The organism is Affinundibacterium nitidum, from assembly GCF_014284155.1.
In the GTDB taxonomy this organism is placed as follows: Bacteria; Pseudomonadota; Gammaproteobacteria; order Burkholderiales; family Burkholderiaceae_D; genus Undibacterium; species Undibacterium nitidum.
The window spans coordinates 482,823-500,532 of sequence record NZ_JACOFZ010000001.1 but is presented as its reverse complement, the minus strand read 5'-3'; the positions used below and the strand labels follow the sequence as shown (position 1 = coordinate 500,532).

Sequence of the window (17,710 nt, the reverse complement as noted above, 5' to 3'; positions counted from 1 at the left end):
CTCAATTTTTCATAAATGGAGTAATGATGGCTAAGACAATTTTAGCAGTGGATGATTCAGGTTCCTTGCGCCAAATGGTGGCATTTAGTTTGAAGGCCGCCGGCTATCAGGTAATCGAAGCTGTCGATGGACAGGATGGTTTGGAAAAAGCAAAAAATCAGGTCGTCGATTTGGTATTGACTGACCAAAACATGCCGCGCATGGATGGCTTAACTTTGATCAAGTCGCTGCGGGCTTTGGCGACCTATCAACGTGTACCAATTTTGATGCTTACAACCGAGTCTAGTGACGACATGAAGGCTAAAGGGCGTGCTGCCGGCGCAAATGGTTGGTTAGTGAAGCCATTTGATCCTCAGAAATTAACTGAAGTTGTGAAAAAAGTGATTGGCTAATCTGGACGCATATTTGCGAGATCATTCGAGTAAATAATGGGGTGGGATAATGACGATTGACATGAGTCAGTTCTTTCAGGTGTTTTTTGATGAAGCGGAAGAACTCCTGGCTGAGAAAGAAAAGTTGTTATTGGGTGTCGACGTTTCATCGCCTGACCCTGAGGATCTCAATGCTATTTTCCGTGCTGCTCACTCGATCAAAGGTGGTGCTTCGACGTTCGGTTTGAACGATATGACAGAAGTTACGCACATCCTTGAGAATCTGCTCGATAAGATTCGTAAGGGAGAAATGGCGCTCACTTCCGATCACGTTGATGCTTTTCTAGCGGCGAAAGATGTCTTGAAAATGCAACTCGATGGGCACCGTCATGGCACTGCCGTAGATCTTGATGCTGTTGGTGACGTTCGTATGCTATTGCAGTCTTTTGTCCAAGGCGAGCTCGCGGCTAAGGCTGCACCAGTCGCAAATTTGGCTCCGGTCAATAATGCGGCCGAAACAACAGAGACATATCATCACGCCTTTCGAGTGAGCTTTGCCGAGGTTGGCGATGATGATCTGAAGTTGTTGACTTCCGAGCTAGGACTACTTGGAGACGCGCAGAGTGAGAAGGGCGCAAATGGAAAGTCGTCGATCTATCTTAAGACTAACGGTAGTCAAGATGACATTCTAGCGGTTTGCTCGTTTATCACCGATGCTGATAAGTTGACGATTACTGAAGAAGCAGTCGTGGCAGCTGTGCAACCGAGCGATGACGATTTAGGCTACGGATTCTTTGAGCCTCTGGATGCAATGTTCCCGCCAGAAACTGAAACTGCGGAGGAAGCAGCCAAGCCGGTCGAAAAAGCACCGCCACCACCACCTCCAGCGGCTAAATCGACTGCAAAGAAAGAGGCAGAGAAGAGCGCTAGTTCACAAGAATCTTCTACCATTCGTGTTGGTATTGAAAAAGTCGATCAAATTATCAATCTAATCGGCGAATTGGTAATTACTCAGGCGATGCTCACCCAACGAACACAGGACCTCGATCCAGTTTCCAACGAGCGTTTGCTTAGCAGCGTGGCGCACTTAACGCGCAATACACGCGACCTACAAGAGGCCGTGATGTCGATTCGCATGATGCCGATGGATTATGTGTTTTCACGTTTCCCACGAATGGTTCGAGATCTTGCTACCAAACTTGGTAAAAAAGTCGAGTTCGTCACCTATGGCGCATCCACTGAGCTCGACAAAGGTTTGATTGAACGCATCGTTGACCCCTTAACTCACCTGGTTCGAAATAGTATCGATCATGGCATAGAAATGCCTGCCACTCGAGTCGAAAATGGCAAGAGCGAATCAGGTAAATTGTCTTTGTCTGCTGTGCATCAAGGCGGAAATATTGTGATTGAGGTTTGCGACGATGGTGGTGGTTTACATCGTGAGAAAATCTTAGCAAAGGCAAAGCAAAATGGACTGGCGGTCTCAGATTCTATGTCTGACTCGGATGTTTGGCAGTTGATTTTTGCGCCTGGCTTCTCAACCGCTGAAGTAGTGACTGATGTTTCCGGTCGTGGCGTCGGAATGGATGTCGTCAAACGTAATATCACTCAGATGGGCGGTGTAGTAGATATTAAATCTGCCCGTGGTTTTGGAACGACGATCACTATTTCGCTTCCATTAACCTTAGCAATTTTAGATGGTATGTCTGTTAAGGTTGGCGATGAAATATACATCCTTCCTTTAGGCTTCGTTGTCGAATCATTACAGCCACAACGTGAAGACATAAAAGAGATTAATGGCAAAGGTAGAGTCATTAAAATTCGACAAGAATATCTCCCACTCATACCACTTTATGAGAGTTTTAATATTGTTCCGCGTCACACTGATCCATCAAATGGAATCACAGTGATCGTCGAGGTCGATGGTAAGAAAGCTGCTTTGTTTGTTGACGATTTAGTAGGGCAGCAACAAGTTGTAGTGAAGAATATCGAATCTAACTATCGAAAAATCCCAGGAATTTCGGGGGCTACAATTCTCGGTGATGGCGGGGTTTCGTTGATTTTAGACGTCGCAGCTCTGCTACGTGCAGTTCGATAAAATTTTTTTGAAGACTTGAGCTTTAAACGAGGAAACTATCATGATACAAAGCGCGGGCGTTACCACCAAAAATGCATCTGGTGAACCAGCAGACGGTGACATCACCAGACACGAGTTCTTGGCATTTACGTTGGGCAGCGAGGAATACGGCATTGATATTTTGAAAGTGCAGGAGATTCGAGGTTATGAAGCTGTCACTCGAATCGCAAATGCGCCAGAATTCCTGAAAGGCGTAATTAATCTTCGCGGGATAATTGTGCCGATTGTTGACATGCGGATTAAGTTTAATCTCGGAACGCCGACGTACGATCAACTCACTGTAGTCATTATCTTGAATATTGGAACGCGAGTCGTTGGTATGGTGGTCGATAGTGTCTCAGACGTGATGACATTGATGCCGGAGCAAGTGCGCCCTGCGCCAGAAATGAATACAACTTTCAATGATGATTTTTTAATCGGTTTGGGTACGTTAGATGAACGTATGCTGATACTTGTTGATATCGAGAAGCTGATGTCGAGCCCAGAAATGGGACTACTGGATCATGCGGAATAAGATTGAGCTCGAAAAAATTGAGAAAGTGTTGATGCCTGAGTGCTGAAAGCGAATACCAATAATGGCAAAACAATCTGAGCGCAGTGACGGCGAAAAAGAGTTTGAGTTTAATCATCGTGATTTTGATCGAGTTCGCGAACTGATTTATAAACGCGCCGGGATTTCGCTTTCTGAGAGCAAGCAAGAGATGGTTTATAGCCGTTTGGCACGCCGCTTGCGAGCAACAGGAATTAATTCTTTTGCGACATATTTGAATATGTTGGAACGAGAAACTGAGAGCCAAGAATGGGAGTCATTCACGAATGCATTGACCACCAATTTAACTTCGTTTTTTCGGGAGGAACATCATTTTCCTATCCTCGCTGAACATGTGAAAAAGAAGCATGGCCCCTTACGTATTTGGTGCTCCGCAAGTTCCACAGGGGAAGAACCTTATTCGATAGCCATGACTGTATGTGAGGCTTTGGGGACGATGTCTCCGCACCTCGAAATTGTCGCAACTGACATTGATACCAATGTGTTGGCTGTTGCTGCAAAGGGCGTATATAACATTGATCGCGTCGAAAAAATGTCGCAAGAGCGCGTCAGGAAATTTTTCTTGCGTGGCAAAGGTCGGAATGATGGAAGTGTGATGGTTAGACCGGAAATACGGAATCTAATTACCTTTGAACCGCTTAATTTGTTAGACGATCGATGGCATATACAAGGCGACTTTGATGCCATTTTTTGTCGGAATGTCATGATTTACTTTGATAAGCCAACGCAGTCAGGAATTCTCAGGAAGTTTGTGCCATTGATGAAATCGGACGCGTTACTTTTTGCCGGACATTCTGAAAATTTTCTTTATGTCTCGGATGATTTTAAGCTGCGTGGTAAGACGGTTTATGTTTTAGCGACCGCAGAAGAAAAACGAAAAAAAATGAATTCACACGAATTAAATAAAGGGTGATCCATGAGTCAGTTTAGTGAAGAACACTTTGCGACGAATGTTTATTACGATCGCACTTTTGATTGCGATGCGGCGAAAATTCTACCTGGAGAATATTATTTCACCGGTAAAGATATGCTGATTGTGACCGTGCTCGGTTCATGTGTTTCTGCTTGCATCCGTGATCGTGTTTCCGGCGTTGGTGGAATGAATCATTTTATGTTGCCCGACGGAGGGGAAAATTCTGAGAATCCTGTCTCTGCTTCCATGCGTTATGGTACCTATGCAATGGAGGTATTGATCAATGAGTTGTTGAAGGCGGGAGCAAAGCGAGAGAACATGGAAGCCAAAGTATTCGGTGGTGGTAACGTTCTTCGGGGGTTTACATCGATCAACGTGGGCGAGCGTAATGCGAAGTTTGTATTGGACTACCTGCGCATGGAGAGAATGCGAGTAATCGCAGAAGATCTTAACGATATCTATCCAAGAAAAGTTTATTTTTTTCCGCGTACAGGAAAGGTTTTAGTCAAAAAACTCAAAGTCGAACACAACGACACGCTCAAAAAACGCGAACTCGATTACGCGAGCAGGCTCAAGAGTGCACCAGTTGGTGGTGACGTGGATTTGTTTTGATTAAAATGATTTCTCAGCTCCTTCTACATTGGGTGAATAGGCGTTCGTACGGAGAAACACAATGAAAATTAAAGTTCTCATCATCGATGATTCAGCGCTTATTCGCAGTATTTTGTCTGAGATCATTCGAAATGAAAGTGATATGGAGGTTATTGGCGTTGCTCCCGATCCTTTAGTTGCGCGTGAACTCATTAAACAAACAAATCCTGATGTCCTAACTTTGGATGTCGAAATGCCGAAAATGGACGGCTTAGATTTTCTCGAGAAATTGATGCGTCTAAGGCCAATGCCAGTCATCATGGTTTCATCTCTGACCGAACGAGGGTCGGAAATTACCATGCGTGCGCTGGAGCTGGGAGCGGTCGATTTCGTGACCAAGCCAAAACTTTCAATTCAAAGTGGCATGCTTGAATATGCACATGTCATCACTGACAAAATTCGCGCGGCATCAAAAGCAAAAGTGCGTACGCGCGCAGTGAGTTCTGTAGCAAGTGCAGCACCTAGCTCTAGCGTGTTGCCAGCAATGAAAAACCCATTGTTGAGTAGTGAGAAGCTTATTATTGTTGGTGCATCGACAGGTGGTACAGAAGCGATCAAGAGTTTTCTCTGTCAAATGCCTTCCGATTGTCCGGGTATCTTGATTACTCAACATATGCCTGAGGGTTTTACGAAATCTTTTGCTAAACGTCTGGACGGAATTTGTAAGATTTCCGTCTCTGAGGCACAAGGTGGTGAGCGGATTCTGCCAGGTCATGCCTATATCGCACCTGGACATTCTCATCTGAAGTTGGCTCGTAGTGGTGCGAATTACGTCACTGAATTGGACGCGTCGGAACCGGTTAATCGTCATCGTCCTTCGGTTGATGTCTTGTTTCGTTCTGCGGCAAAATTTGCAGGGAAGAATGCAGTCGGTGTCATTTTGACTGGCATGGGAAAAGATGGTGCGGAGGGTATGTTGGAAATGAAGGCAGCGGGCGCCTTTAACTTTGCTCAAGACGAAGCCACCTGCGTGGTATTTGGAATGCCACGGGAAGCTATTGCCGTGGGTGCGGTGCATGAAGTCGCGGCCTTGAACGATTTACCTACACGTGTCCTTGGGTATTTGGAGCAACACGGTAGCAGAGCGTTGCGTGTTTAGTGTCTTATTGTTGACTGTTGTTGTATTTTGCTTCCCCAAATTTGTTTATATAACCGATAATGTGTATTACCCGTCCTTTAGAAATCATGGAGTAATTTATGGCTGATCAAAACCTCAAGTTTTTAGTTGTTGACGATTTTTCAACGATGCGTCGCATTGTGAGAAATTTGCTCAAGGAGCTCGGATATTCAAACGTTGATGAGGCGGAAGATGGAGCTCTGGGTTTGGCTAAGTTGAAGAGTGGGGACTTTGACTTTGTTATCTCGGACTGGAACATGCCAAATATGGATGGTTTGACGATGTTGCAGCATATTCGTGCTGACCCTGCTTTGGCTAAATTACCTGTTTTGATGGTCACTGCAGAAGCGAAGAAAGAAAACATTATCGCTGCCGCACAAGCAGGTGCAAATGGTTACGTCGTTAAACCATTTACTGCCGCAACCTTGGACGAGAAGCTACAAAAGATTTTCGAAAAGTTAGGCAAGCCCGCTTAAATCAAATCGAGATCTTTCGGAGTCGATATGAACACCAGAGTTGAACACTCTCAACACGACGAGCTTTTGGTTCGTGTTGGACATATGACACGCCTTTTGCATGACAGCCTGCGTGGTCTGGGACTAGATAAACTCCTTGAACGCGCGGCTGAGGATATTCCTGACGCACGTGATCGACTCGATTATGTGGCAAAGTTGTCAGAGCGTGCTGCACAGCGTGTACTAAACGCTACCGATGCTGCGATTCCTTTGCAAGAGTCGCTCGATGATGGAGCAAAAGATCTGGCGATACAGATTAAGTCACTTCTTGCTGCTAATGCGTCCCAAGAACAATACCGGGCGCAATTAGAAAGGACATTGGGGTTTTTGGAGTCGACCAATACCCATACGAAGGAAACAAAGGCTCATCTAATTGAAATTATGATGGCTCAAGATTTCCAAGACTTGACTGGCCAAGTAATCAAGAAAGTCACCGAATTAGCCCAACACTTAGAGCAGCAATTGGTACAGCTGCTTATCGAGTATTCTCCCGAACAAATTAAGCGTCCTCAGCAAGATGGTTTGCTGAACGGCCCGCAAGTAAACCCTGAGGGTAAGTCTGACGTGGTTGCAAACCAAGGACAGGTTGATGACTTGTTAGATAGTCTCGGGTTTTAGCGTTTCACCTTCAATACAAAATTTATGAGTCAGCCAAATTTCATCGTTCGAGAACCTCTTTTAGATCCAGCGCAGCGTGTAGTTGGTTTTCAGTTATCTTGGCAAAGTAAGAGTGCTAGTGGTGAGGTCGACGTCCCTGCGATCGACGCTCTAATCGCCTTTGTGGCTGACGAGCTTAACGATGAAGAAAACGGTTTTCTCCTTGGGGATAGCATTATTTTCTTAGAGGCAGTTCCTGGGTTGCTTCAAGCAGCGAGCTTAAAAAAATTAGCACCTGCAAATACGGTACTGATTTTTTCGAAACGATATTTTGGAGACCAACAATCTCTAGATGCGATCAAAGAATTGAGGCAGTTAGGATTTGGTATTTGTTTGAGAAACGCTGATGCCACAGCTCTTGACCGTTCAATTTTCTCATTAATTACCCATTTCGAAGTTCAAATCGATGGAGCGAATCTGGCTGCTCAGGCAAAAACCTATGCGGCACTGAAGCAATCCAACGTACAAATGGTGGCAAGAAATGTGGGAAGTTGGCAGAGTTTTGAAGCTTGCGCCGCCTTGGGATTGAGCAGTTTTGTCGGAAAATTACACCTAACTCCGAGACCAAATCCAAGTCATAAAGGACTCAATACCACGCAAACAACAATTCTCCAGTTGATGGAGATGATTCGCAAAAATGCAGATATCCAGCAGTTAGAAACGGTCGTTAAGCGCGATGCTGCGCTCGCATATAAGCTCTTGCGTTATATTAACTCTGCTGGGTTTGGTTTGCGCACAGAAGTGCAATCTCTGAAGCATGCGGTGACGATTCTAGGTTACAGTCCGTTATACCGTTGGCTTTCTCTGCTGTTGGCAACCGCTAGTACTAACGGTAATTCTCCGGTGTTATTAGAAACCGCGATTGTGCGCGGGCGTTTCGCGGAATTGCTTGGACAACCATTTATGTCCAAGACCGAAGCTGAAAATTTGTTTGTTGCTGGTATGTTTTCGCTGTTAGATCGTTTGCTTGGATTGCCAATGGAAGAGGTCTTGTCGACCATTCAATTACCGGAGAGTGTGGTTGAAGCATTGGTGTCTCGCGGCGGTATTTATGGGCCTTATCTGGCTCTTGCAGAGGCCTGTGAACTCAATAGCATGTTGGTACAGTCTTTGTCTGAAACATTGAAAATTGCGCCTGGGGATGTGAACAAAGCCCATTTGTCCTCTTTAGTTTGGTCGAAAAATATTATTTCCGCCTAGTGTCTTAGCCCACACTACAACATTCTCTTCAAAGCCAGTATCTTCCCCCGAAAGCCGTCGTCTCGACGGCTTTTTTAATGTACTAACAATGTCAATCAAAGCGCGTTGAGCCAGCATTTACCGGGCAAAATGAGCAGCTTAAAATACTTGTTCTTGGGAAATAAGGGTGGAAACTCGGTCTATTCAGACGATCCCTTTCCGATGATTTCGCGAATAATCTCAGCTATGACAGAAGTAGTGTTGAGTATTTGTGATAGGTCACGGTAATGGCAGAAGATAGCGGACTAGAACGAACCGAAGAGGCGTCACCCCAGAGGCTTGAGAAAGCAAGGGAAGAGGGGGACGTTCCGCGTTCGCGTGAGCTTTCCACATGCTTGGTGTTACTAGCAGCTGGTGGTGGCTTATACGCTATGGGGGGGAGCTTATCACATCGACTAGGATCGGTATTGACTAGCGGCCTTGGTTTTGAACGGGCCGCTGCATTTGATCCAAGCTTTCTTACCTCTAAGATTGCGGCAATGATCGCCGACGTGTTCATCGCATTTACTCCAATTGCACTGCTATTTATTATCGCAGCGATTGGATCACCTTTATTGATTGGTGGTTGGTTATTCAGCGCAAAGGCGTTTCAGCCGAAGTTCGAACGTATGGACCCACTGAGCGGTCTTGGAAACATTATCTCGGCGCGGGCTGGGGTGGAACTCGTGAAAGCAATCTTAAAAACCATTCTGATTGGTGCTATCGCCTGGGTTGTCATTAATCGCCAGAAAGAAGCAATTTTTGGTTTGGTGTTGGAGACCATTGATAGCGGCCCGCAACATCTGGGAAGTATGCTCGGTTTCTCATTTTTGGCAATCGTAGCGGGATTGGTTCTGATTGCTGCGATCGACGCGCCTTATCAAATGTGGTCCTATGCCGAAAAGCTAAAAATGACGCATCAAGAGGTGGTGCAAGAGTCAAAAGAAGCTAATGGTAATCCACAAATCAAAGCGAAGATTCGTCAACAACAACGTGAGATGGCGAGACGCCGCATGATGGCAGAAGTTCCAACCGCAGATGTCGTTGTCACTAACCCGACACATTTTTCCGTCGCATTGAAATACTCGGATGGAAATGGTGCACCCCGGGTTGTGGCAAAGGGCGTCGATGAAGTCGCAGCCAAAATTCGGGAATTGGCGAAAGAACATAACGTTCCAATCTTGGAGGCGCCACCACTAGCGCGCGCATTGCACAAGCATACGGAGTTAGGTGATCAAATTCCAGAAGCCTTATACGCCGCAGTTGCTGAAGTATTGGCTTACGTATTTCAACTTCGTACTTTCAAGAAAAATGGTGGATTGCGTCCAACAGAGCCGAGTAATGTTGAAGTTCCAAAAGAATTAGATCCACTTAATAAAGTGAACGAGGTTGAAGTATGAATTGGATGAAAGTTAGTGCTTGGATTAGTGGCCCAGGATCGAAGGCGATCGCGGCGCCTATTTTGATCATCATGATGCTTGCGATGATGATATTGCCCTTGCCACCGTTCGCCCTAGACATTTTTTTTAGCTTCAATATTGCCCTGTCGATCATTATTTTATTAACGAGTCTTTATACGGTGAAGCCACTCGACTTCATGGTATTTCCGACTGTTTTGCTGGTCAGTACAATGCTACGCCTTTCGCTAAACGTAGCCTCAACACGTGTCGTTTTGACGGAAGGGCACACCGGTCCCGATGCTGCTGGCAAAGTCATCGAAGCATTTGGACACTTTCTGATTGGGGGGAACTATACCGTCGGTATCGTCGTCTTCGTTATTTTGACTATCATTAACTTTACTGTGGTGACCAAAGGTGCCGGTCGTATTGCCGAAGTTGGTGCACGATTCGCATTGGATGCGATGCCGGGTAAGCAAATGGCGATTGATGCAGACTTAAATGCTGGTCTTATCGCTGAACAGGAGGCGCGTCGTCGCCGTACCGAAGTGGCCCAAGAAGCCGAGTTTTACGGCGCTATGGATGGTGCAAGTAAATATGTAAAAGGTGACGCGGTTGCAGGCATTATGGTTACCTTGATCAATATTGTGGGTGGCTTGATTGTTGGTATGGTCCAACACGATTTGGATTTTTCAAACGCGTCAAAAATATACACCTTGCTTGCAATTGGTGATGGTTTGGTGGCTCAAATTCCTTCATTAATCATTTCAACCGCTGCCGGTATCGTTGTCTCTCGAGTCGCGAGTGAAGAAGATATCGGTAACCAATTCGTCAGCCAGCTTTTCGCTAAACCTCAGGTCATGTATATCACCGCGGGCATTATTGGTGGTTTGGGAATCATTCCAGGTATGCCGCACTTTGCGTTCTTATTATTGGCGTCGGCCATGGCGGGTGCAGCATATATGATGAGTCATCGTAAAGAAGCTGAAGTTCCTACTGAGAATAAAGTCGAGCAAGCAAGTGCGGCTCCAGAAATGGAAGAAGCGACCTGGCAAGACATTTTACCTGTTGATACTTTAGGACTAGAAGTTGGCTACCGACTCATACCTTTAGTAGACAAAACCCAAGGTGGAGAACTGCTGCGTCGTATTAAAGGGATTCGAAAAAAATTCGCGCAAGAGATAGGATTTTTATCACCACCGGTTCACATTCGCGATAATCTTGAACTCAAGCCATCCGCCTATAGAATTAGCTTGAAAGGTGTTGAGATAGGGACCGGCGAAGCAAACATGGGGCAATACTTGGCGATTGACCCTGGCATGGTTTCGGGCACCGTACCTGGCGTACCGACAACTGACCCTGCATTCGGTTTGCCCGCGGTATGGATTGACGCTTCAACGCGTGAATTGGCCCAATCACTTGGTTATACAGTAGTTGATGCTGGTACGGTGGTCGCAACACATTTGAATCACCTCATCACATCGAACGCTGCCGAGTTACTTGGACGTCATGAGGTTCAACAATTGCTTGATCATTTAGGAAAAGATTCGCCTAAATTGATTGAAGACTTAACGCCACGTTTGCTTTCTCTTTCAGCAATACAGAAAGTCTTGCAGAACTTACTGATAGAAGGTGTCCATATCCGTGACATGCGGACTATTGTCGAAACACTTGCCGAGTTTGGTGCGCAGACACAAGATCCAACTGAACTGACCGCGCAGGTAAGAATCGCCTTGGGACGTGCGATTGTGCAGCAAATCTTCCCAACTGGGAATGAGCTGTCGGTGATGACTCTAGACACGAAGCTGGAAAGATTGCTCATGCAAACCCTTCAAGGTGGTGGCGTTGATGGCGCAACAATGGAACCTGGTTTGGCCGATACCATTGCATTGCAGACCGAATCAGCCGCACAACATCAACAACAGCTCGGCTTGACTCCTGTGCTGTTAGTGCCTGGCCCACTACGACTTTTGTTGTCACGATTCTTACGTCGCACATTACCGCAAGTCAAAGTCTTGTCGCATTCTGAACTACCAGAAAATAAAACTATCCGGGTGACTAGCCTGGTCGGAGGTCAATTATGAACGTTAAAAAATTTACTGCACCAACTTCTCGCGAGGCATTGCGTAAAGTGCGTGATGCCCTAGGTGTCGACGCAGTGATCTTGTCGAATAAAAACGTCGATGGAAATGTAGAGATTTTGGCGATGGACGACAGTAGTCTCGGGTCGATTTCACCAGAGCCAGCGAAACCAAAACATAATGATTCGGAATTGCGCTTTAATCCGCAAGGTGCAGGTTTAAAAGCAAGAGCCCAAAGTACGGAAATTTTGCATGGATTGAAATCTGGTTTAGAGATGGAAAGTTTGGTGAGTCCAGGCGAGGTCGCACAGATGATGCGTGAAATTCGTTCTATGCGCAGTATCCTTGAAAACAAGATTTCAGAAATTTCTTGGATCAATACTCAACAACGTGAACCACGAAAAGCAGAGTTGATGCGAGAAATGTTGGCAACGGGATTTAGTGCAAGTTTAGCCCGTCATGTGATCGAAAAACTCCCTGAAACCGAACAATCTAATAATGGTTTAGATTGGATTAAGAGTATTTTGAGCCGCAACCTGTCGACGATCTCAAACGAAAGTGAGATCTTAGAGAAAGGTGGCGTATATGCTTTGGTGGGCCCGACTGGAGTTGGTAAAACGACGACAACGGCAAAACTTGCTGCACGTTGTGTGATGCGCCATGGTCCTTCAAAGCTCGCGTTGATTACGACGGATGGTTATCGTATTGGTGCTTATGAACAACTGCGCATCTACGGCAAGATTCTAGGTGTGATGGTCCATTCAGTGAAGGATGAAGCGGACCTAAGAATAGCGCTTGCTGAATTAAAGAATAAGCATACTGTTTTGATCGATACCGTTGGGGTCAGTCAACGAGACAAGATGGTGACTGAGCAGGTAGCGATGTTGTCTGGTAGCGGTTTAGATGTAAAGCGTTTGCTATGCCTAAATGCGACATCAACAGGGGAGACGCTCAGTGAAGTTGTGAGAGCGTATGCTGGTGCGGGTTTGTCAGGTTGCATTTTGACCAAGCTAGATGAAGCAGCGACGATTGGTGGCGCACTCGATATTGCCATTAGGCAGAAACTACATATCTACTATGTTGCAAGTGGACAGCGTGTTCCTGAGGATCTGCATATCGCGAATAAACAATACCTCGTAGATCGTGCCTTTAAATTAAAACGTGAAACTTCTGCCTATAAGCTACAAAATGATGAACTTCCATTGTTAATGGCAAATGGCAACGGCGATACAGCACGACTGGAGGTGTCTCTTGGCTAACTTTGATCAGGCCGAAGGCCTTCGTCGTATGTTGGAATTGCCGCAAAAGAGGGTCCTTACCTTTTTGTCTGCTTTGCCTGAATCAGAACGAAATGGCACAGTAATTAATTTGTCAGCAAGTTTGGCTCGTAAAGGAAAGCATACGTTGATGGTGGATGCGAAAACTTCGGCGTCAAGTTTGAGCGCGTGGCTCAACTTACAAGCTGATCAGACTTTGTTGGATGTGGCACGACAAAAGCGTACAATGGAATTTGTAATTAAAGAGGTTTCGCCTGGCTTATCCGTGACCAAAGTAAGCCACTCGACGCCGCAATCTTTACAACTACCAAAAAGCGGATTTCGCGAGCTTTCAAAGGTGTTTGACATCGCCGCAAGTCGTTCTGATGTCGTCGTGGTTGATTGCGAATTGAATGCTGATGATACATTTCTCTTATCGTCTTTTGACGATAGCGACGTAATTATTCAGTTATCGGCTGATCCATCTACCATCAAAATTGCTTATGGCTTAATTAAACGCTTGCAAAGTAGTTTGGGTATTCGTGAATTCGGTATTGTTGTAACGAACGTGAATCAAGCGCAAGCGGAACTTATATTTGCTAATCTTTCAATGACCGCGAAACGTTACTTGGCGGTAGATCTTGATCTTGTCGGCTACATTCCGGAAGATTTGTATTTGAAACGTGCTACTGAATTAGGGCGCTCTGTTGTAGAAGCGTTCCCTTTATCAAAGGCATCCAATGCATTTGTGCGCATTGCTGATAAACTCATATCTACTGCGACAAGTAGTTTGAGATTTAACTCTGCTCCTATGGTAGGTGCGCAATTGGAATATTAATTAATTTATGTACACAGCAAGTGGTAAGTCAGATAAAAACTCAATACTCACTGAGCATGCTCCGTTGGTAAAGCGTTTGGCATATCAGTTAAAAGCGAGACTTCCCCCTAGTGTAGAAGTAGATGACTTGGTGCAGGCAGGCATGATCGGTTTGTTAGATGCCGTAAATCGATATGAGGAAACTCATGGTGCGCAGTTTGAAACCTATGCGATTCAGCGGATCCGTGGTGCGATGTTGGATGAATTGCGAAGCAGTGATTGGTTGCCACGCGGCGTTCGTCAGAATATGCGTAAGATCGAGAATGCAATGAATGAACTGCAGCAGCGCTTAGGTCGTCCTCCACTCGAGACTGAAGTGGCAAAGCATTTGAAGCTTTCTTTAATTGATTATCAAGAATTATTAGGCGAGAGCGGTGGGCATCAGTTGTTGTATTACGAAGATTTTCACGATGCTGACACCAAAGAACATTTTCTTGATCATTTCTGCAATGACGAACGCTCGGGTGACCCTCTCCAAGATTTGCTTCATGGTGATTTTCGTGATGCTGTGGTGTATGCGATTAACGCCTTGCCTGAACGGGAAAAGCTGTTGATGGGGCTTTATTATGAACAGGAACTCAATCTAAAAGAAATTGGTGCCGTGATGGGCGTTTCCGAATCACGTGTTTCGCAATTACATAGTCAAGCGGTGGCGCGGTTACGTGCATCGCTGAGGGAGCGCGCGTGGACCGGGCTAGCTTAATTGGTATTGTTCTTGTCTTGGTCGGCATTCTCGCCGGTCAAACGCTGGAAGGTGGACATCTTTCTTCCTTGTTGCAGCCTGCTGCCTTCACCATCGTAGTTGTTAGCACGATTGGTGCAGTATTACTGCAAAGTCGGCTGCCAGTTTTCATTCGCGGCATAAAAATGCTGAAGTGGATAGCATTTATGCCCGAAGATAAAAATCGTAAAAATGTTCAAGATGCATTGGTGTGGAGTGTGGTTGCCAGACGTGAGGGTTTTTTGAGTCTAGAACGTTATATTGACTCGGCCAAAGATGCATTCATTGAAAAGGGGCTCAAATTAGTGATCGATGGTGTCGATCCAGAAAGACTGAAAGAAATCTTAGATGTTGATATTTCTTTCTATGAAATGGAACAACGACAAGCAATCAAAATTTGGGATGCTGCTGGTGGATACTCTCCGACAATAGGTATTCTCGGTGCGGTGTTAGGCTTGATCCATGTGATGGAAAATTTGAGTGACCCAAATAAACTTGGCAGCGGCATTGCTGTTGCCTTTGTGGCGACGATTTATGGCGTGGGCTTGGCCAATCTTTTTTTTCTGCCAGTCGCCAATAAACTTAAGGAGATAGTTGGGCGTGAAGTAGTTCGTCGAGAAATGTTAGCCGATATTTTCTATAGTATTGCACAAGGGGATAGCCCTCGTATCGTAGAAGAGCGGCTTTCCAATCACCGCAAGTAAAGCAGAGCGAAATGGCGCGTAAGAAGTACATTGAAGAGCCTGATAACCATGAGCGTTGGCTTGTATCTTATGCCGATTTCATGACCTTGCTTTTTGCTTTTTTTGTTGTGATGTATGCTATTTCTTCTCTTAATGTGGGTAAGTATAAAGTCTTATCTAATTCCCTTACCGGTGCTTTCGGCACTTCAATGATGGCATCGGGTGCCATTCCAGATCCAAAATTAAATCAAACAAACGTACTCGAACCGATACCTAATATTCGTCCTAAACCACCTGAGCCTCTAAAAAAAGAGCGGGAGAAGATGACTGGAGTGGCAAAAGATATTTTGCTAGTACTCGAGCCTTTGGTGCGGGAAGGGAAAGTTAAAGTGACGCAGACTAGTCGTGGGGTCTCAATTGAAATTAATGCGAGCCTTCTATTCGCTCCAGGCGAAGCCAAACTCAATACAGATTCTATTCAAGCACTCAAAGCAATTGCTGAAGTGTTGAAGACTGATAATCATGCTATTCAAGTTGAGGGTTTCACCGATAACTTACCCATTAGGAATTCTGTTTTCCCATCCAATTGGGAGCTATCTGCAGTTCGGGCGAGTACTGTTGCACGGCTTTTCATGGAGAATGGTGTCGATGAAAGTCGAATGACTGCTGTTGGGCAAGGACCGAAGTCTCCTGTAAGTTCGAACGAAACGATAGAAGGACGTGCCCGTAATCGTAGAGTGACAATCACGATTTTGTCTTTGCTGCCTGAAACTCCGGTAGAAGTGCCAGTCTCTAGCGGAACTCAACGTTAGTCAAACCTTTTGAACGCTTAATGATTTTCGAGGACAGTTAGTTGGAACCCTGTCATCGTCCCTAGAGGAAAGGCTCGGCTTGTGATTTGGTGCGTAGGTCAGCCAGCAATAATGCCGCGGCCGCTATTTGAATTTACGCGTGATTGACCATCTGCACCATATACAGATGCGGTTTGATCGTTCTGCTGCAGTATATTGAGAGTAGTCTGATTGCGTACCATGTGGCGGTTAATCAGAATACCATTCGTTCGATTGTTCTCTTTGGCAGCCGAAGACAAATTAAGCAATCGCTCCCAATTGTTTTGAACGTCACTTGAAGTACTAAGCTGCGAGAATAGAAGGTTCATCCCTTCAGCATCTGGGCTCAGCCCGCTTTGTGATAGAGAAGAATTACGATTTTTTTCTAATGCAATAATCTGTGTCAAAAGAGTATTTTTTTCAAGAACGATAGTCTCTAGTTTGTCAGGAGTGTTATCAACTAAGACTTCTTCTTCTTTCTTTAATAACTGTACCAACGCCGACATAAGTTCGACTTCTTGCGCAACGATGTTCGCAATATTTTGTGCGTTGGTCAGATTTTCGTTCATGTTGGCTGTCTTCTCGAATTTAATAAATCTTTAACGGTTTCCAATAAACCATCCGCAACCTTTTCAGCATCGACTTGAAAACGCCCTTCAGAGATTGCCAATTTAATTTCTTCAACCTTTTTGGCTTCAAAAACAGCACCGCTGGCTTGTGTATTTTGCATTGCTTGCAATTGCACTGACATTGGCGATATTTGTACATTGTGCGAAGGTGTGGTCGCCACTTTCGCATTATCACCAGCCTTGTCCGCACGCGGTGCGGGAGGGCTATTTGGTAGCCCTTGGGTGGAACTGAGTGAGTCGTTAATTTTCACGGCGATACCTCTATGGTTGGATTTACATACATCTACACCTTCTGTAACGGCTCTCTTATTTTAAACTTTAACCTTATTTTGAGAAAACGAGAGATGTGTAGTCCAATAAGTTAATTTTGTATTTCTATAATGCCACCAAGTTTAGCAATCCCAGTGATAAGTTGTCCATTATTTGTTTTCACTCGTGCAATTTGTCCTTCGTTGGCGTTTGTCATTGCTGTTGCCTCAGTTGATACGCTAAAGCCTTTGCCATTGCTAATTACTTTGACAGTTTGTCCTTGTTGAACCACCTGAGGACTGCGAAACATATCCGCTCTCAAGGCTGTGCCGGCGGTGTAGCTACCTTGGATTGTTTTTCCGATCACTTGCTGTGAATTTGTTATCGCGCCTCCAGGTAGATTGCTCAACTCTCCGTTGACTTTGATTAAGTCTGAGGCAGTCATAACTTGCGCATTACTTAAGTTATTGGCTGCAACAAAATAACTACCTTTGATTCTTACTTGAGCAGAAATATAAATTTGCCAAGGTTTTGGTGCATTGCATCGGACGCCTACGGTCAATTTTCCCCACGCCTTACTGCCTGGGGGAAGGAAGGCTTCTGCACTATCACAGTTGTTCAATTTTAAGCGGGTGTCGATATTGCTCACCTCAATTTGGGCATTGTCACCGAACTCTTCTGCTGTTTTAGCAAGAAATGATTTCGTCAATTCTCGGATTTGTTCGTGGTCCTGAGATTGTGCAAAAGTGTCAATGCAGCACAAAAACATGATCAACAAAATGAAAGTATTTCTCAACATTAGCTTACTCCTTAGGAGTAGTGACATTGCTGAAATTGTAGCCTCACGCGCGCAAAGCA

19 protein-coding genes are annotated in these 17,710 nt (G+C 45.2%); 16 read left to right on the top strand and 3 right to left on the bottom strand.

Going from position 1 to position 17,710, the window contains the following annotated elements; genetic code table 11:
- Positions 1 to 26: 26 nt before the first annotated feature.
- The 16 genes from H8K36_RS02140 (at position 27) to motD (ending at position 15,956) form a co-directional block, all read left to right on the top strand.
- Complete coding sequence (locus tag H8K36_RS02140) at positions 27 to 392, top strand: response regulator (RefSeq protein ID WP_186915303.1); 366 nt, start codon at positions 27 to 29, stop codon at positions 390 to 392.
- Between the two features lie 49 nt (positions 393 to 441).
- Positions 442 to 2,469 carry a chemotaxis protein CheA gene (cheA, locus tag H8K36_RS02135; RefSeq protein ID WP_186915304.1) on the top strand — a complete coding sequence of 676 codons (2,028 nt, stop codon included), beginning with the start codon at positions 442 to 444 and terminating at the stop codon, positions 2,467 to 2,469.
- A 40-nt stretch (positions 2,470 to 2,509) separates the two neighbouring features.
- The gene (locus H8K36_RS02130; protein ID WP_186915305.1) at positions 2,510 to 3,022 is read left to right on the top strand and encodes a chemotaxis protein CheW; all 513 of its coding nucleotides are present in this window, start codon (positions 2,510 to 2,512) and stop codon (positions 3,020 to 3,022) included.
- Between the two features lie 61 nt (positions 3,023 to 3,083).
- Complete coding sequence (locus H8K36_RS02125) at positions 3,084 to 3,971, top strand: CheR family methyltransferase (protein ID WP_186915306.1); 888 nt, start codon at positions 3,084 to 3,086, stop codon at positions 3,969 to 3,971.
- A 3-nt stretch (positions 3,972 to 3,974) separates the two neighbouring features.
- Positions 3,975 to 4,583 carry a chemoreceptor glutamine deamidase CheD gene (cheD, locus tag H8K36_RS02120; RefSeq protein WP_186915307.1) on the top strand — a complete coding sequence of 203 codons (609 nt, stop codon included), beginning with the start codon at positions 3,975 to 3,977 and terminating at the stop codon, positions 4,581 to 4,583.
- A gap of 61 nt (positions 4,584 to 4,644) precedes the next feature.
- Entirely contained in the window at positions 4,645 to 5,721 is a 1,077-nt protein-coding gene (locus H8K36_RS02115) for a protein-glutamate methylesterase/protein-glutamine glutaminase (RefSeq protein WP_186915308.1), read from the top strand.
- Between the two features lie 98 nt (positions 5,722 to 5,819).
- The gene (gene cheY / locus H8K36_RS02110) at positions 5,820 to 6,215 is read left to right on the top strand and encodes a chemotaxis response regulator CheY (RefSeq protein ID WP_186915309.1); all 396 of its coding nucleotides are present in this window, start codon (positions 5,820 to 5,822) and stop codon (positions 6,213 to 6,215) included.
- A gap of 27 nt (positions 6,216 to 6,242) precedes the next feature.
- Positions 6,243 to 6,872 (top strand): protein phosphatase CheZ, encoded by a 630-nt coding sequence (cheZ, locus tag H8K36_RS02105; protein ID WP_186915310.1) that lies wholly within the window; start codon positions 6,243 to 6,245, stop codon positions 6,870 to 6,872.
- 24 nt (positions 6,873 to 6,896) lie between these two features.
- The gene (locus tag H8K36_RS02100; protein WP_186915311.1) at positions 6,897 to 8,111 is read left to right on the top strand and encodes an EAL and HDOD domain-containing protein; all 1,215 of its coding nucleotides are present in this window, start codon (positions 6,897 to 6,899) and stop codon (positions 8,109 to 8,111) included.
- Positions 8,112 to 8,377: 266 nt separating this feature from the next.
- Entirely contained in the window at positions 8,378 to 9,529 is a 1,152-nt protein-coding gene (gene flhB / locus H8K36_RS02095; RefSeq protein WP_186915312.1) for a flagellar biosynthesis protein FlhB, read from the top strand.
- Positions 9,526 to 11,610 (top strand): flagellar biosynthesis protein FlhA, encoded by a 2,085-nt coding sequence (flhA, locus tag H8K36_RS02090; protein ID WP_186915313.1) that lies wholly within the window; start codon positions 9,526 to 9,528, stop codon positions 11,608 to 11,610. Before flhB ends, flhA begins: the two co-directional genes overlap by 4 nt.
- Positions 11,607 to 12,866: a flagellar biosynthesis protein FlhF gene (gene flhF / locus H8K36_RS02085; protein WP_186915314.1), complete on the top strand. Its 1,260-nt coding sequence runs from the start codon at positions 11,607 to 11,609 to the stop codon at positions 12,864 to 12,866. The genes flhA and flhF overlap by 4 nt, the downstream gene beginning before the upstream one ends.
- Positions 12,859 to 13,701: a MinD/ParA family ATP-binding protein gene (locus tag H8K36_RS02080; RefSeq protein WP_186915315.1), complete on the top strand. Its 843-nt coding sequence runs from the start codon at positions 12,859 to 12,861 to the stop codon at positions 13,699 to 13,701. The genes flhF and H8K36_RS02080 overlap by 8 nt, the downstream gene beginning before the upstream one ends.
- Positions 13,702 to 13,708: 7 nt before the next feature.
- On the top strand, positions 13,709 to 14,443 hold the full coding sequence (locus tag H8K36_RS02075; protein WP_186915316.1) for an RNA polymerase sigma factor FliA: 735 nt from the start codon (positions 13,709 to 13,711) through the stop codon (positions 14,441 to 14,443).
- On the top strand, positions 14,425 to 15,165 hold the full coding sequence (locus tag H8K36_RS02070; protein WP_186915317.1) for a flagellar motor protein: 741 nt from the start codon (positions 14,425 to 14,427) through the stop codon (positions 15,163 to 15,165). The genes H8K36_RS02075 and H8K36_RS02070 overlap by 19 nt, the downstream gene beginning before the upstream one ends.
- Positions 15,166 to 15,176: 11 nt before the next feature.
- Positions 15,177 to 15,956 carry a flagellar motor protein MotD gene (gene motD, locus H8K36_RS02065; protein WP_186915318.1) on the top strand — a complete coding sequence of 260 codons (780 nt, stop codon included), beginning with the start codon at positions 15,177 to 15,179 and terminating at the stop codon, positions 15,954 to 15,956.
- Positions 15,957 to 16,054: 98 nt separating this feature from the next.
- Here the strand turns inward: motD and H8K36_RS02060 are convergent, their stop codons facing one another.
- The 3 genes from H8K36_RS02060 to flgA all read right to left on the bottom strand — a co-directional run bounded on the left by H8K36_RS02060 (position 16,055) and on the right by flgA (position 17,621).
- The gene (locus tag H8K36_RS02060; protein WP_186915319.1) at positions 16,055 to 16,543 is read right to left on the bottom strand and encodes a flagella synthesis protein FlgN; all 489 of its coding nucleotides are present in this window, start codon (positions 16,541 to 16,543) and stop codon (positions 16,055 to 16,057) included.
- A complete protein-coding gene (gene flgM / locus H8K36_RS02055) occupies positions 16,540 to 16,854 on the bottom strand; it encodes a flagellar biosynthesis anti-sigma factor FlgM (protein ID WP_186915320.1) in 315 nt (104 codons plus the stop codon). Before flgM ends, H8K36_RS02060 begins: the two co-directional genes overlap by 4 nt.
- A gap of 110 nt (positions 16,855 to 16,964) precedes the next feature.
- Positions 16,965 to 17,621, bottom strand: coding sequence for a flagellar basal body P-ring formation chaperone FlgA (gene flgA, locus H8K36_RS02050; RefSeq protein WP_230404331.1), 657 nt, complete (start codon positions 17,619 to 17,621; stop codon positions 16,965 to 16,967).
- Positions 17,622 to 17,710: the final 89 nt, after the last annotated feature.